Origin of the sequence: Pseudomonas sp. BNK-44-b (assembly GCF_047456245.1) — a bacterium.
Taxonomy (GTDB): Bacteria; Pseudomonadota; Gammaproteobacteria; order Pseudomonadales; family Pseudomonadaceae; genus Aquipseudomonas; species Aquipseudomonas machongensis.
Map to the genome: position 1 here is coordinate 2685919 of NZ_CP179908.1, position 13915 is coordinate 2699833.

A 13915-nucleotide genomic window follows, 5' to 3' on the forward strand; every position below is an offset into this window, starting at 1 on the left:
GCGACACAAGGCCGCTCCTGCTGTCAGTCCCGATAATCCGGCGCCACTTTCTCCAGCAACCGCAACAGCGCCCCCCAGGCCAGCCCCATGGCATCCGGGTCCGCCAACTCACCGGGCTTGAGCGGCCGTGCCGGGGCATTGAACTGCCGCTCGGTATGCGCGCAGACCTCGGGCGATGGCAGCACCACCTTCCCGGCGCTCTGCGCCACCAACTGAATCTCGCAGGCCTTCTCCAGATAGAACATGCGCAGAAACGCCTCGCCCGCCGTGCGTCCCACCGTCAGCAACCCATGATTGCGCAGGATCATCACCGGCTTGTCGCCGAGGTCGGCGACCAGGCGCTGCTGCTCGTCCATGTCCAGGGCAACGCCTTCATAGTCGTGGTAAGCAACCTTGCCGTAGAACTCCATGGAGATCTGGTTGACCGGTAGCAGCCCGCACTCGAGCGCCGCCACCGCGCACCCGGCGCGGGTGTGGGTGTGCAATACGCACTGGGCATCCTCGCGTGCGCCGTGGATGGCGCTGTGGATGACGAAGCCCGCCGGATTGACCGGGTACGGCGACGCCTCCACGGCGCGCCCTTGCAAGTCGATCTTCACCAGGTTGGACGCGGTGATTTCCTCGAACAGCAGGCCGTAGGGATTGATCAAAAAATGATGCTCGGGGCCGGGTATGCGCACCGAGATGTGCGTGAAGATCAGGTCCGTCATGCGGAAATGGGCAATCAGCCGATAACAGGCGGCCAGTTCCTCACGCAGGGTACGTTCGCTGGGGTGCATGGTGTCATCCAGGTTGTTCTTGTGGGACGAGCTTACCCCGGTACGAGGGGATGAGCCGAAGCTAGTCCTGCCAAAGTAAAAAAACAAGTTGATTTTTTACTGAAGGTACACTTCCATGAAAAAAACAAGAACGCACGCTGGAGCCCGCACGCATGTCGACTGCCTTCGCTCACCTGTTCGAACCCTTGCAGATCCGTGGCAAACGCCTGAAGAACCGCATCATGTCCAGTGGTCATGACACCTGTCTGCCCACCGACAACCTGGTCAACGACAAGCTCGTCGCCTATCAACGCGCCCGCGCCGAGGGCGGCGCCGGCCTGATCGTGCTGCAGGTCGCCGGGGTGCACGACAGTGCGCGCTACACCTCTCACGTGCTGATGGCCACCGACGATGCCTGCATCGACGGCTACCGGCGCATCGCCCAGGCCTGTCATGCACACGGCACGGTGGTGCTGTCGCAGTTGTTCCATCCCGGCCGGGAGATCATGGAATCGGCCGATGGCTTGCTGGCGGTGGCCTACTCGGCCTCGGCGGTGCCCAACGAGCGCTTTCGCGTGATGCCGCGCGCCCTGGAACAGCCGATGATCGACGAAATCGTCCAGGGCTACGCCAGTGCAGCCCGGCGCCTGCACCAGGCCGGGCTGGATGGCGTCGAGGTGGTGGCCAGCCATGGTTACCTGCCCGCGCAGTTTCTCAACCCACGCGTCAACCGCCGCACCGATGGCTATAACGGCAACCTCGAAGCCCGCCTGCGTTTTCTGCGCGAAGTGCTGGCGGCAGTGCGTGCAGCCACTGACGAACAGTTCATCGTCGGCCTGCGCATCAGCGCCGACGAACGCGACAGCGAAGGCTTGAGCGAAGACGAATCACTGGCGGCCGCCATCGCGGTGCAGAATCAGGTCGATTACCTGCACATCGTCGCCGGCACCTCGGCCACCCTGGGTGGCGCGGTGCATATCGTCCCGCCGATGGCCATCGAGCCGGCCTACCTGGCCCGCGAAGCCGGCAGTTTCAAGGCGCGCCTGGACATCCCGCTGTTCGTCACTGGCCGTATCAACCAGCCACAGGAAGCCGAACAAATGCTCGCCCGCGGCCAGGCCGATGTGTGCGGCATGACCCGCGCGCTGATCTGCGACCCGCAGATGCCGGCCAAGACCGAACAAGGCCGTGTCGAGGACGTGCGCGCCTGCATCGCCTGCAACCAGGCCTGCATCGGCCATTTCCACCGTGGTCTGCCGATCTCCTGCATCCAGCACCCGGAAACCGGTCGCGAACTGCAGTACGGCAGCGTCACACCCGCGCCCCTGCGCAAGCGCATCCTGGTGGCCGGCGGTGGTCCGGCGGGCATGAAGGCAGCCATCGTCGCCGCCGCCCGAGGCCATGAGGTGACGCTCTATGAAGCGAGCCCGCAGCTCGGCGGCCAGGTGCTGCTGGCGCAACTGCTGCCACGGCGCAGCGAGTTCGGCGGCGCCAGCACCAACCTGCAGCGCGAACTGGCACTGGCCGGGGTGCAGGTGGTGCGCAACACCCGCGTAGACCGCGCGCTGGTCGAGCGCGAACGGCCAGACCTGGTGATTGCTGCCACCGGCGCCGAGCCCTACTGGCCTGCATTCGAGCGCAGCGGCGAGCTGCAGGTGGTGGATGCCTGGCAGGTGCTGCGCAACGAGCACGCCCTGGGACGCTCGGTGCTGGTGCTGGACTGGCGCTGCGACTGGATCGCCCCGGGCATCGCCGAACACCTGGTGCGTGAAGGCCATCACGTGCAACTGGCGGTCAACGGCACTCACTGCGGCGAAAGCCTGCCACTCTACGTACGTGACCAGATGGCCGGGGAACTGCACCGCCTCGGGATCCCCATCACCCCCTACGCCCGCCTCTACGGCACCGACGACAACACCGTGTACCTGCAACACACCGCCAGTGGCGAGCCCATGATCTTCGAACAGATCGACACCCTGGTGCTGTGCCTGGGTCACCAGCCTGTCGACACCCTGGCCCAGGAGCTGGCCGGGTTGGTCGAAGTACGGCGCATCGGCGACTGCCTGTCCCCGCGAACCGCTGAAGAGGCGATCCATGACGGCCTGGCGGTTGCCTGGTCGCTCTGAGGCTGGTCATACTCGCGGTTTTGCCGATGGACCGACCCTCGATGAGCCAGCGCCCCCTCGTCCCGCAACTCGCCGAAGGCGGCACTGCCGCCCCGCAGTTCCTCGGTTCCCGCATCCGCGGCCTGCGCAAGCGCCGCGGCATGACCCTGGCGGAGCTGGCCCGTCTGAGCGAGCTGACCGCCGGCTACATCAGCCAGCTGGAACGCAACCTTTCATACCCGTCGATCCCGGCGCTGTTCAACATCGCCCGCAGCCTGGGCGTGACCATCCAGTGGTTCTTCGCCAGCGAAGCCAGCACCGCGCCCGAGGACCAAGGCTTCGTGGTGCGCAGGCAAAGCCGCCTGAGCGTGCATTACGAAGATGGCGTGGTCGACCAGTTGCTCACCCCGCAACCCAACCGCCAGCTGGAGATGCTGCATTCGCGCTTCCCGCCGGGCGCCTACAGCCAGGAAAGCTACAGCCACGAAGGCGAGGAAGCCGGCTATGTGTTGTCAGGGCGTTTCGAGCTGTGGGTAGGCGAACGCCACTTCCTGCTCGAAGAAGGCGACAGCTTCAGTTTCCCTAGCCAGGAGCCACACCGCTATGGCAACCCTGGCGAGGTGGACACGGTGGTCATCTGGGTGATCACGCCGCCAACCTTCTGAACGATCGCCTGCGCCTGATCGTCATTTTCCATTCACACCCCTGTCGTAATCTGCCGGACATACCTGTGCCTCAAGGATCCCGGCATGCCCCGCCCTCTCGCTGTTCTGCTCTGCCTGCTACCCCTGCTGGCTCAGGCGGAGCCCGCCACACTGCGTATCCAGGGCTCCAACACCATTGGCGCAGCACTGGGCCCTGCGCTGGTGCGCGGGCTGCTGCAAAGCCAAGGTGCACAAGACATCCGCAGCGAACGTGGGAAACGGCCCAACGAGACTGACATCCGTGCCCGCGACGCCCAGGGCCAGCCATTGCTGATCAATATCGCCGCACATGGTTCCAGCACCGGCTTCAGTGCCCTGGACAGCGGCGAAGCCGACCTTGCCGCCGCCTCGCGCCCTATCTCCGACCAGGAAGCCCAGCAACTGCAACGTCTGGGCGACTTGCGCAGCGCGGCCAGCGAGCAGGTGATCGGCCTGGACGGCGTCGCGGTCATGGTGCACCCCGACAACCGCCTGCAGCAGTTGAGTACCGCACAATTGGCACAGGTCTTCTCTGGCCAGATCCAACGCTGGGAGCAACTCGGCGTAGCGGGCGGCCCCATTCACCTGTACGCCCGTGACGACCGCTCCGGCACCTTCGAAACCTTTCGCGCCCTGGTTCTGCAACCGCAGGCACTGGAGCTCTCGCCACGGGCCAAACGCTTCGAATCCGGCGACGCCTTGGCCGAACGGGTCAAGGCCGATCCTGCGGCCATCGGCTTCAGCAGCCTGACCACCGTGCATGGCGCCAAGCTGCTGGCCATCGCCGAGGGTGATGCTCCAGCCCTGTTGCCAACCCGTGCAGCCGTGGCCAGCGAAGACTATCCACTGTCGCGGCGGCTGTTCTTCTATCTGCCGACTCACCCGAGTGTTCAGGCCAAGGCCTTGGCCGAATTCACCCAGAGCGCAGCCGGCCAGGCCATTGTCGCCGCCCAGGGTTTCGTCTCGCAGCAGGTCAAGGCAGTGCCGGTCGCGGTACAGGCCCAGATGCCCGCGCAATACCGTGCCCTGGCTGCAGAGGCCCAGCGCCTGAGCGTCAACTTCCGTTTCCAGGAAGGCAGCGCCAGCCTCGACAACAAGGCACTGCGCGATGTACAGCGGGTCAGCGACTACCTGCGTCAGGCCGGCAAGCTGCATGACAAAACGGTACTGGTGGGGTTTGGCGACCCCAAGGAAACACCCGGCCGCGCCGCCCTGCTCTCGCGCCTGCGCGCCATGGCCGTGCGCCGCGAACTGGCGCGCAATGGCGTGGAGATCCGGGATGTCACCGGCATGGGTGATGAACTGCCGGTGGCCGACAACGACCTGGAACAGGGACGCCTGCGCAATCGCCGGGTCGAGGTCTGGGTCTACTGACCCGCCTGGCGCTTGCCCCCAGAGGCGCGATGCGCGTACCGTGCCGGGCATTCCTGTGCAGGAGAACCGTCGCGTGTCCCTCAAAGCCCTGCGTACTCTGGTCACCATCGCCCGTCACGGCACCTTCGCCCGCGCCGCCGACCTGCTGAGCCTGACCCCTTCGGCGGTCAGCCTGCACATCAAGACGCTCGAGGACGAACTGCAAGTGCCGCTGTTCGACCGCAGCCGCCGCCAGGTGACACTCACCGAAGCCGGGCAATTGGCCGTGGCGCGTGCCGAAAGCATTCTTAGCGCCTACGACGAGCTGGCCGACACCCTGGCCAGCGGCCCGAGCCTGCGTGGTCGGCTGCGTATCGGTGCGATCCATACCGTGCTCGCCCGACGCCTGCCAAAGGCGCTGGTGTGGATCAAGGCGCACCATCCGCAACTGCACATCAGCGTGGTCTCGGGCATGTCCGCCGAGCTGGCCCGGCGGATCGAAGACGGTGAACTGGACGCCGCCATCACCACCGAACCGGTCAGCCCCTACCCGCAGAGCCTGCAATTCAGCCCGCTGTTCTCGGACCGTTTCTGGGCCGTGGCCAGCCCCGATCTGGCCGGGCAAAGCCTGGCGCAACTGCTCGCCAGCCAACCGTTCCTGCGCTTCGACAAACGCGCCTGGGCGGGCCTGGAGATCGAACAGGAACTGCGCCGCCAGCATTTGCAGGTCAGCGAGCAGATGGAGCTGGACAGCCAGGAAGCCCTGGCACGCATGGCGGCAATGGGCCTCGGGTTGGCGATCATCCCGATGAGCGACGATGACCTGCAACGGCTGCCGCCCGCCACCGTGCTGCCCTTTGGCGAGCCGCAATTGAGTCGCCACGTGGTGTTGCTGGAACATGAAAAGAGTCAGCGCCGGCACCTGAGCGCGGTGCTCAAGACCGCCTTGGGCAGTTGATCACGCAGCCACCTACAACCATGCAGTTTTCCTCAACAGTGAATGCAGAAAACAACGTTTTTTTCTGCTGACTCACCCCGCTAACCTGTGCCGGTACCCGACCACGGAACCGCGACCATGCTGCCCCTGCTCCTCACCACCCTGGTGCCCATCATCCTGCTGATCGCCCTCGGCACCCTGTTGCGGGTGCGCGGTTTTCTCGCGGAGGGTTTCTGGCCCGGCGCCGAGCGCCTGAGCTACTACGTGCTGCTGCCCTCGCTGTTCCTGCATGGCCTCGCCACCGCCAACCTGGAGGGTGTACCGGTGTTCGGCATGGTCGGCGTGCTGATGCTCTCGACCCTGGCCGGCGCGCTCCTGCTGGTGCTCTACCAGGGCGCAGCAGGCCACGATGGCGCTGATTTCACCTCGGTGTTCCAGGGCGGCATACGCTTCAACAACTACATCGGCGCGACCCTGGCGGCAGGCATCTACGGCAGCGCCGGCATCGCCCTGGCGGCCGTGGCCAACGCGGCAATCGTGCCGCTGGTCAATCTGCTTTGCGTACTGGTGTTCGCCCGATTCAGCGCTCGCCACAGCTCTCCCCTCACCGTGCTGCGGGCGATTTTCGCCAACCCGTTGATCGTGGGCTGTGCGGCTGGCCTGCTGCTGCGGGTCACCGGCCTTGGCCTGCCGGCGGGCCTGGAACCGACGGTCAAGGCCCTTGGCCAGGCCGCCCTGCCCCTTGGGTTGCTGTGCGTCGGAGCGGCATTGGGCGGCGCGCGGATGGGCCAGCAGGTCAAGCCCCTGGTGGCCGCCTCGGCGTTCAAGTTCCTGGTCATGCCACTGACCACCTTCGGCCTGTGTCGCCTGCTCGGTCTCAGCGGCCAGGCCGCCGTGGTGGCCGTGCTGTTCCAGGCACTGCCCACCGCGTCGTCGTCCTACGTCATGGCCCGGCAGATGGGGGGCAACGCGCCGCTGATGGCGACCATCATCGCGTTGCAGACCGTCGCTGCAGCAGCCACCCTGCCATTGATGCTCAGCCTCACGCTAAGTTGAAGCCGCTTGGCTAGAATGGAGTCAGCTCACTGACGCGGAAGCCCGATCATGCGCCACTCGTGGATGGTCATCAGCCTGTTCCTGGCCCTGCCCGCAGGCCCGTTGCATGCCGCCGACAGCGCCAAGGCTGCAGTCGCCGAAGACAAGGCCCAGGCGCTCGAACAGAAAGTGGTAAACGACGCCCCGCCACCCAAGGCGCCGGAGAAGATCACCCCCACCGAGGTGCAGGCCGTGGACCCGGCCGGGCAGGCGCCGCTGGACGACAGCATTACCTGCCTTGCCCGCACCCTCTACTGGGAAGCCAAGGGCGCCGACGAGACAGACATGAAGGCGGTCGCCAGCGTCGTGCTCAACCGCCTGGGCAAGGACGGCTTCCCCGACACCATCTGCGGGGTGGTCAAGCAAGGCGTCGAGAGCAAGAGCTGCCAGTTCTCCTGGTGGTGCGACGGGCGACCTGACCAGGTCGAGGAAAAGGAGCGCTACCGGGTCGCCAAGGAAATCGCGCGCAAGGCCTTGAACCAGCAGTTGCAGGACAGCACCGCCGGAGCGCTGTACTTCCATGATCGCACTGTGCGGCCAGACTGGGCCAAGGCCTATCGGCGCACAGCGCAGACCACGCACTTCATCTTCTACAAGCCCAACCAGGCACTGGCGCGCTAGCGCGACGACGGGTCATCAGAAATCGAGGGTCCCGGAGAACTTCACCAACCGCGGGTCGCCCTGGGTCAGGTAACCGCCGTTGGCCGAGGCCCAATAGTTCTTGTCGGTCAGGTTTTCGACGTTCATGCGCAAGGTGATGTCTTTTTCCTGCACCTTGAAGCGATAGCGCGCACCGACGTCGAAACGGTTCCAGGTCGGCAGGCTCAGGGTGTTGGCCGGGTTGGCGTACTGCCCGCCGGTGCGCAGCATGCGTGCATTGAGCGCCACGCCGTCGAGCCCTGGCACGTCCCAGTCGACGCTGGCATTGAGCTGGAAGGTCGGGACACCCACCGCGTGATTGCCATCGTTGGTGCCGTTCTGGGTGTTCTTCAGTTCCGTGTCCATGCGCGTACCACCGGCCATCAGGCGCAGGCCCGGCACCGGCTCGCCAAACACGCTGAGTTCGACGCCCTTGTTGACCTGCTCACCGTCCTGCACATAAAGATTGCCCTGCACGTAGCCATCGGTGGGTCGCTCGATACGGAACACCGCCAGGTTGGCACCGTAGGTTTGGCGGTCGAACTTGATGCCCGCCTCGATCTGCTTGGTCTTGGCCGGCGGGAACACCTCACCGAGGTTGACCACCTGCCCCGACGCCGTGGCGCCCTGGGCCAGGCCCTGGATGCTGTTGGCGTACAACGAGACCGACGGGTTGAGCTTGTAGACGATGCCATACACCGGCGTGGTGACCGCTTCGTCGTAGAACGCAGTGCGTCCGGCGTCCACCCCCGTGCCGCGGTAGGCATAGCCTTCGACGCGCAGTTGCTGGCGGCGCACGCCTGCGGTAAGCAGCAGCGTGTCGTCGAACAGGCCCACGGTATCGGACAACGCCAGGCTGCGGTTGCGGGTCTTGCCGGTCACGCCCGGGTCATCGAGCATGCCACCGACCAGCGTAGGCGTCGTCGGCTTGGGCAGTGGGTTGGTGTTGAAGATGTTGGTGTTCTGCGAGCTGTAGAACACATAGGCGTTTTCCTGCTGGGTCCAGATGCTCGCCGCACCGAGATTCAGCTGGTGGCTCACCGGGCCGGTCTGGAAGCGGCCGTTGATACCGGCCATCAGGCTAGTGTTGTCTTCGTTGTGCGGAATCTGCGAACCGCCGATGGTCGCGGCGCCCGTGGCAGCGTTGGTGAGGACCGGCGTGCCGTAGAAGCCGTTCTCACGGGTGTGCTTGACGCCACCGCTGATGTACCCGCTCCAGTTCTCGTTGAAGTCGTAGTCGCCGCGCAGCATGCCGAAGGTGTCTTCGGTTTCGGTCCACGACCAGTCCTGGCCGTAGTTGTGATCGGCGCTCGGCGCGCGCGGGATGCTGGTCACCGCCGAACCCAGGCGCACCGAGTTGCGCAGGTGATTGACGCGCTGCTTCTGGTAACCGATGTCGGCCGACAGGCGCAGTTGGTCACCACGGTAGTCCAGCCCGGCGACGAACAGCTTGCTGCGTTGGTCCTGGTCGTCCACGGCGGTTTCGCCTTCACGCTGGGACAGGTTCAGGCGCGCACCGAAACGGTTGTCCTCACCGAAACGCTGACCGATGTCCAGGTGCTCACCCACCCGGCCATCACTGCTGATGTCCTGGGTGTAGCGCCGGATCGGCGTGTCGCCGGCGCGCTTGGGCTGCAAGTTGACGTTGCCGCCAAGGCCGGTGCCGGTAGGGCTGGCACCGTTGAGGAACGCGTTGGGGCCCTTGAACAGCTCGACCCGCTCTACCGCGTCGGTGGAGATCATCTGCCTCGGCAGCACACCATACAAGCCATTGAACGACACATCGTCGCCGCTCAACGGCAGGCCGCGGATCACGAAGACCTGGGACTGGTTGCCAAAGCCGAACGACTGGCGCACCGATGGGTCATTGAGCAGCACATCACCGATATCCTCGGCCTGCTGATCCTCGATCAACTGGGAGGTGTAGCTGGTCATGGTGAACGGCACGTCCATCATGTCCTGGTTGCCCAGCACGCCCATCTGCCCGCCACGGGCCACTTGCCCACCTGCGAAGGCCTCCGGCAACTGGGTGCGAGGCGCCTTGACGGCATCGGCGTTGATGGCGGTGGCGTCGAGCTCCAGCGGCGCGTCAGCCGCATGGGCAGCAACGCCAAGGGAACAGCAGAGGGCGAGCAGGGTCGGACGAAAAGGACAGGAACGTGCCATGAAAGGCTCCCGATGAGGTGAATGGAGCGCCTTCCTGGCATGCATGATTGCGAGTGAGTCGTGTTTATAATGGATATTGCGAATTATTTCCAACCAATCGCACTTTTTCGCCCTTCGCCGGTCTACTGCCTCTTTTGCCGCAACAATCGGTTGCCGGTGGTTTACTGCAACTCACAAGACGAGACCAACAGCCTACGGCTTGTGTAGGATGGGCAGCGCCAACACGAGGTCGCTGCCAGTCATAGGGAGATTCTTGATGCGCGTCCTGTCATCTGTTGCCTGCCTTGGCGCCCTGTCACTCGGCCTGGTCATTTCCACCAGTGCCCAGGCGATCAGCGGCGACGAAGCGCAACTGATCGAGTCGATCAATGCCTACCGCAGCCAGGCCCAGCGCTGCGGCGCCGCAGGCTCGCTGGAGCTGCCGCCGCTCAACAGCGACACCCGCCTGGCGCTGTCGCCGGAAGGCACCCGCGACCTGCAGCAGGCCATGACCCGTGCCGCCTACCCCATGGTCAACGTCCAGGCCATCAGCCTGTCCGGGCCACGGGATGCCAAGGCGGCGATGCACGCCATCGAAGAAAGCTTCTGCCAGGTAGTGCTCGACCCGCAGTTCGTAGATATCGGTGTCAGCCAGGAAGGCCGCGACTGGCGCATCGTGCTGGCGCGCCCGCTGCTCAGCGGGCGTCTGGGTGACTGGCAGGCAGAGGGTCAGAAACTGCTGCAAGAGGTCAATGCCGCGCGCAAGATCCCGCGCCAATGCGGCGGGCAGCCCTTCGCCGCAGCACCGGCCCTGAGCTGGAATGCCACGCTGGCCGGTGCCGCCGCCAACCACACGCGGGCGATGGCCAACCAGAACTTCTTCGATCATATCGACCGAGAGGGTCGCACGCCGGGTGACCGGGCCGAGCTTGCCGGGTATCTCTACCAGCAGATCGGCGAAAACATCGCTGCCGGCCGCGACACGCCACGCAAGGTGGTCGATGGCTGGCTGGCCAGCCCTGGCCACTGCGCAACGCTGATGAACCCCGATTACCGCGAACTGGGCGCCGCCTACGCCGTGGACCCCAAGAGCGATGCGGGGATCTATTGGACGGCAATGTTCGGGTCGCCGCAGTGAGGCGGATGCATGGGGTGCGCAGCGGCCTCGGCGCCTGACGCCATCAGACTGGTCAAATGCCATACAGCGTCTTTACTTCAAGGTACGTCCCTCAGGAACGGTGCAGCCTATGAAGATCGTAGTCACCAGCATCCTCGTCGACGACCAGGCCAAGGCCCTGGCTTTCTATCATCACGTTCTGGGCTTCCAGCCCAAAGAAGACATCGCCATGGGCCGGTACCGCTGGCTCACCCTCACCTCCCCCAACGACCCCAATGGTGTCGAGCTGCTGCTCGAGCCCGACGCCCATCCGGCCGCCAAAACCTACAAGGCTGCACTCAAGGCCGACGGCATCCCGGCCACCTCCTTCGCAGTGCGTGATATCCAGGCCGAATACACGCGCCTGCACGCGGGCGGCGTCCTGTTCACCCAGCCACCTACGCCAATGGGGCCCGTCACCGTGGCGGTGTTCGACGATACCTGCGGCAACCTGATCCAGATCGCCCAACGCCATTGATCACGGCGCAATGCGGTAGAGGCGACAGCCCCCACGGCATCCGCTACATTCTGTTTACCCGCCAGCGCACATAGAACAAGGAAAAGCCGATGCGCTACGAATTCAGCGAAGTCCTGAACGACCTGGTCGACTATTTCCTCGTCGGCGACATCCAGCGCCTGGCGCGCTTCAAGGATGAAAACGCGCTACCCGACGACCTTGCCCGCGAATTCACCAGCACCGACAGCGGCGACCGCGCCGTGCTCGAAGGCGTGGTACTGCCTCTGGCGGGCATCGATAACCTGCCCTACCGCATCATCTTCAGCCTTGACGAACGAACCCCGGCCTTGCTCGAAGCCGGCAATCGCGTGGCACACCGCCGCGCAGGCTACGTGCTGCACGTGGAGAACCGTGCGCTGATGCTTTTCACCTGGCGCATGCTGCAGCACTTCACCAACAAGACCCTTGGCGACTTCATGGCCCGCTATCAGGTGCCAGGCCGGCCGATGATCGAACTCGACAACGGCTGGTACCAGGTCGAGGTCCTTGCCGGCGCAGTGGTGCGTGACGGGTTGTACGAGCCGGCGTTCGAATTCCTGCTCAGCCGCACACACTGCAAGCGGCCCGCCCCCGAGATCGACACCGGGTATCGCTTTTCGCTGGGTGGCGACGAAGTGCCCTCCGTCATCCCGCACTGACCCTTGCCCCCTCGGGGAGCTCCTGCTGGCACTGGTACTCACCGACGCGGGCCGGGGCGAAACGCTGACCTCAATAGTCGAACCGGTCCACCGCCCGCCGCCGCTCGTTGTCGTCACGGCGGTCATAACCTGCCGTGGTCTGGATATTCACGTGGTGGGCGAGTTTCTGGGCAATCGACAGATCGTGCTCTTCGATCACCCGGGTAATGAACGCCCGACGAAAATCGTGCGGCATGATCTTCGCCCCTACCTGCGCGCCGCGCTGGCGGGCGATGTAGTAGATCGCATGCTTGGTGATGCGCGCACGGGTGATATGGCTGCCCCGGCGGATCCGGTTGAAGAGGAAGGGATCGTCCCCCGTGCCCTCCGGCAGTTGCGCGCGGCGCAGGTCGAGCCAGGCCTGCAGCTTGTCGAAGGCCCAGGCCGGGGCGTACTTGACCAGTTGCCGATTGCCCTTGCCCAGCACCTGCAGGCTGCGCTCATGGAAATCGACATCGCACAAGTCGATGTCCACCGACTCGGACTTGCGCATGCCGGTGCCGTACAGCAAGGCGATGATCGCCGCATCGCGCACACCTTGCGGCCGCGGATCGGCAGCGCACACGTCCATTAGCTCACGGATCAGGCTGCGACGCAGGTTGCGCCCCGGCGGGAGGCGCGTGCCACTCGCAGGCTTGACCTCGCGAATCCTGAGCAGATGCTCGTGGTCGATCAGGCCCTGGCGCCAGGCCTCGTTCATCACCCCGCGCACCGCATTGACGTACAGCGAGGACGTGTTGGGCGCAAAACCATCGGCACGCAAGGCCGCCACCAAGGCAATGACGTGGCCAGGTTCGATCAGGTGCCAGGGCACCGCGGCGATGTCGCAGTCGGCGAACCCCAGCCGGTCGGCGGCATCCTGGAGGATATAGCGCATGGTCAACTGGCTGGAGGGCGCCAGGCGTGCCAGGTACTGCAGCAAGGGATTGTGCAGGGAATCGGTCAAAACGTGGATCCTGTTGCGTGAAGCGAGTCATCACCTTGATACGCAAGGCTTTTATTGATGGCGAACGCGGATGGTACCTGATGATCGAGTTCGGATCGAACACGTGGCGATACAACATCACCTGGCGCAGGCTAAAGTGGAGGGCAATCCACCACCGCCGAGCGCCCATGGCTTTCTACCGCCTGACCCACACCCACCCACGCCTGACCCTTGCCACGCTCGTCGGCCTGCTCGGCGGCTGGCTGATCCCCGCAGACGACTGGACCCAACGTTTTCTCGCCGGCTGGAACCTCGGCGTCTGGCTGTACCTGGCGCTGGTGCTGTGGCTGACCTGGCGCGCCACATCGCAGACCGTGCGCAAGGTGGCCAACATCGAGGACGAGAACGCAGGCCTGGTGCTGTTCACCGTGTGCATCGCTGCCATTGCCAGCCTGGTCGCCGTGACCCTGCAACTGGCCTCCAGCCGCGGCCTGCACGGTAGCGCGCAGGCCCTGCACTACCTGTATACCGGCCTGACCGTGGCCGGATCCTGGTTGCTGATCGGTTGTATCTTCAGCCTGCACTATGCGCGGCTGTTCTACACCGACAGCCGCAAGGAACCCCCTCTGCGCTTCGCCGATGGCGAGCGCAACCCCGACTATTGGGACTTCCACTATTTCGCTTTCACCCTCAGTGTCGCGGTCCAGACCTCCGACATCGGCGTGGCAAGCCGCGGCATGCGCCGGGTGGTACTGGCCCACTCCCTGGTCGGTTTCGTGTTCAACACCGCGATCCTGGGCTTCACCATCAATATCGCTGCCGGCCTGCTCAGTTGACCGCTGGTCTGAAAGCGCAGGTCGCTCAAGCTCGCAGCCGTTCCTCGCCAAGCCACGAGGAAAACGTTTGCACGCATGGCCGCGGCTGG

Annotated in this window: 13 protein-coding genes; 10 read left to right on the forward strand and 3 right to left on the reverse strand. The window is 65.0% G+C overall.

Annotation, left to right across the window (positions count from 1 at the left end; all coding sequences use genetic code 11):
- Positions 1 to 23: 23 nt before the first annotated feature.
- Positions 24 to 791 (reverse strand): class II aldolase/adducin family protein, encoded by a 768-nt coding sequence (locus tag ACMGGG_RS12085; protein WP_414155804.1) that lies wholly within the window; start codon positions 789 to 791, stop codon positions 24 to 26.
- Between the two features lie 140 nt (positions 792 to 931).
- Here ACMGGG_RS12085 and ACMGGG_RS12090 point away from each other — a divergent pair, with 140 nt between their 5' ends.
- The 6 genes from ACMGGG_RS12090 to ACMGGG_RS12115 all read left to right on the forward strand — a co-directional run bounded on the left by ACMGGG_RS12090 (position 932) and on the right by ACMGGG_RS12115 (position 7552).
- The gene (locus tag ACMGGG_RS12090; RefSeq protein WP_414155559.1) at positions 932 to 2884 is read left to right on the forward strand and encodes an FAD-dependent oxidoreductase; all 1953 of its coding nucleotides are present in this window, start codon (positions 932 to 934) and stop codon (positions 2882 to 2884) included.
- A gap of 41 nt (positions 2885 to 2925) precedes the next feature.
- Positions 2926 to 3528 carry a cupin domain-containing protein gene (locus tag ACMGGG_RS12095; protein ID WP_063545072.1) on the forward strand — a complete coding sequence of 201 codons (603 nt, stop codon included), beginning with the start codon at positions 2926 to 2928 and terminating at the stop codon, positions 3526 to 3528.
- Between the two features lie 84 nt (positions 3529 to 3612).
- On the forward strand, positions 3613 to 4920 hold the full coding sequence (locus tag ACMGGG_RS12100; RefSeq protein ID WP_414155560.1) for a substrate-binding domain-containing protein: 1308 nt from the start codon (positions 3613 to 3615) through the stop codon (positions 4918 to 4920).
- A 73-nt stretch (positions 4921 to 4993) separates the two neighbouring features.
- Entirely contained in the window at positions 4994 to 5857 is an 864-nt protein-coding gene (locus tag ACMGGG_RS12105) for a LysR family transcriptional regulator (RefSeq protein WP_414160020.1), read from the forward strand.
- Positions 5858 to 5974: 117 nt separating this feature from the next.
- A complete protein-coding gene (locus ACMGGG_RS12110; RefSeq protein WP_054890802.1) occupies positions 5975 to 6892 on the forward strand; it encodes an AEC family transporter in 918 nt (305 codons plus the stop codon).
- Between the two features lie 48 nt (positions 6893 to 6940).
- Positions 6941 to 7552 carry a cell wall hydrolase gene (locus ACMGGG_RS12115; protein ID WP_112898405.1) on the forward strand — a complete coding sequence of 204 codons (612 nt, stop codon included), beginning with the start codon at positions 6941 to 6943 and terminating at the stop codon, positions 7550 to 7552.
- A gap of 15 nt (positions 7553 to 7567) precedes the next feature.
- Here ACMGGG_RS12115 and ACMGGG_RS12120 read toward each other — a convergent pair whose 3' ends face one another.
- Positions 7568 to 9736 (reverse strand): TonB-dependent receptor, encoded by a 2169-nt coding sequence (locus tag ACMGGG_RS12120; protein ID WP_063545076.1) that lies wholly within the window; start codon positions 9734 to 9736, stop codon positions 7568 to 7570.
- A 256-nt stretch (positions 9737 to 9992) separates the two neighbouring features.
- Here ACMGGG_RS12120 and ACMGGG_RS12125 point away from each other — a divergent pair, with 256 nt between their 5' ends.
- The 3 genes from ACMGGG_RS12125 to ACMGGG_RS12135 all read left to right on the forward strand — a co-directional run bounded on the left by ACMGGG_RS12125 (position 9993) and on the right by ACMGGG_RS12135 (position 12026).
- Positions 9993 to 10853, forward strand: a complete 861-nt coding sequence (locus ACMGGG_RS12125) for a CAP domain-containing protein (protein WP_054890805.1) — start codon at positions 9993 to 9995, stop codon at positions 10851 to 10853.
- Between the two features lie 109 nt (positions 10854 to 10962).
- Entirely contained in the window at positions 10963 to 11349 is a 387-nt protein-coding gene (locus ACMGGG_RS12130; protein ID WP_063545077.1) for a VOC family protein, read from the forward strand.
- Between the two features lie 89 nt (positions 11350 to 11438).
- On the forward strand, positions 11439 to 12026 hold the full coding sequence (locus tag ACMGGG_RS12135) for a hypothetical protein (protein ID WP_414155562.1): 588 nt from the start codon (positions 11439 to 11441) through the stop codon (positions 12024 to 12026).
- Between the two features lie 70 nt (positions 12027 to 12096).
- On the opposite strand, the gene xerC is transcribed toward ACMGGG_RS12135, so the two are convergent.
- Positions 12097 to 13011, reverse strand: coding sequence for a tyrosine recombinase XerC (gene xerC / locus ACMGGG_RS12140; protein ID WP_151924801.1), 915 nt, complete (start codon positions 13009 to 13011; stop codon positions 12097 to 12099).
- 167 nt (positions 13012 to 13178) lie between these two features.
- Between xerC and ACMGGG_RS12145 the strand changes: the two genes are divergently transcribed.
- Entirely contained in the window at positions 13179 to 13826 is a 648-nt protein-coding gene (locus ACMGGG_RS12145) for a DUF1345 domain-containing protein (protein ID WP_063545079.1), read from the forward strand.
- Positions 13827 to 13915 lie beyond the last annotated feature (89 nt).

Excerpts from the sequence above, each read along its gene's own strand:
- ACMGGG_RS12090 (WP_414155559.1), top strand. The coding sequence starts at position 932 with ATGTCGACTGCCTTCGCTCACCTGTTCGAACCCTTGCAGATCCGTGGC.
- ACMGGG_RS12115 (WP_112898405.1), top strand. The coding sequence starts at position 6,941 with ATGCGCCACTCGTGGATGGTCATCAGCCTGTTCCTGGCCCTGCCCGCA.
- ACMGGG_RS12095 (WP_063545072.1), top strand. The coding sequence starts at position 2,926 with ATGAGCCAGCGCCCCCTCGTCCCGCAACTCGCCGAAGGCGGCACTGCC.
- ACMGGG_RS12135 (WP_414155562.1), top strand. The coding sequence starts at position 11,439 with ATGCGCTACGAATTCAGCGAAGTCCTGAACGACCTGGTCGACTATTTC.
- ACMGGG_RS12145 (WP_063545079.1), top strand. The coding sequence starts at position 13,179 with ATGGCTTTCTACCGCCTGACCCACACCCACCCACGCCTGACCCTTGCC.
- ACMGGG_RS12100 (WP_414155560.1), top strand. The coding sequence starts at position 3,613 with ATGCCCCGCCCTCTCGCTGTTCTGCTCTGCCTGCTACCCCTGCTGGCT.
- ACMGGG_RS12120 (WP_063545076.1), bottom strand. The coding sequence starts at position 9,736 with ATGGCACGTTCCTGTCCTTTTCGTCCGACCCTGCTCGCCCTCTGCTGT.
- ACMGGG_RS12125 (WP_054890805.1), top strand. The coding sequence starts at position 9,993 with ATGCGCGTCCTGTCATCTGTTGCCTGCCTTGGCGCCCTGTCACTCGGC.
- ACMGGG_RS12110 (WP_054890802.1), top strand. The coding sequence starts at position 5,975 with ATGCTGCCCCTGCTCCTCACCACCCTGGTGCCCATCATCCTGCTGATC.
- ACMGGG_RS12130 (WP_063545077.1), top strand. The coding sequence starts at position 10,963 with ATGAAGATCGTAGTCACCAGCATCCTCGTCGACGACCAGGCCAAGGCC.